Raw genomic sequence first — 470 nt, 5'->3', positions numbered from 1 at the left:
GAGCTGGGACCTTTGCCTGAGGATTGGCAGGTGGTGAGGTTGGGAGATGTGGTAAATACAGATAGGCGAAAGGGGAATATTTTAGAAGTGATAGACGGCGTGCCATTTATACCGATGAATTTAATACCAAATGAGGGTCTATACATAAAAAATTATGAGTTTAGAAACCTAGATGATGTGAGAAGTGGTATAGTAGTATATGAAGGTGAGCTACTTTTAGCTAAAATAACTCCAAGTTTTGAAAATGGCAAACAAGGAATATTAAAAGGCGTGCCTTTTGCTATAGCCACTACTGAGGTAATTCCAATTAAAACCAAAGATAACATTTGTGATGTAGAGTTTTTATTTTATAATTTAAAACTACCTGATGTTCGTAATCAGCTTGCTCAAAGAATGGAAGGGACAACAGGAAGAAGAAGGCTGTCTAAAAATGTCCTTTACAATCTTCTTTTCCCCCTCCCCCCTCTTGA

At 37.7% G+C, this 470-nt stretch carries 1 protein-coding gene; it reads left to right on the top strand.

Going from position 1 to position 470, the window contains the following annotated elements; genetic code table 11:
• Positions 1 to 48: 48 nt before the first annotated feature.
• A partial coding sequence (locus tag ACKRDP_RS09870) for a restriction endonuclease subunit S (RefSeq protein WP_489685585.1) occupies positions 49 to 470 on the top strand: 422 nt, incomplete at its 3' end.

Origin of the sequence: Pampinifervens navoyensis, from assembly GCF_046159715.1 — a bacterium.
Classification (GTDB): Bacteria; Aquificota; Aquificia; order Aquificales; family Aquificaceae; genus Pampinifervens.
This window is presented reverse-complemented; position numbering and strand designations above follow the sequence as displayed.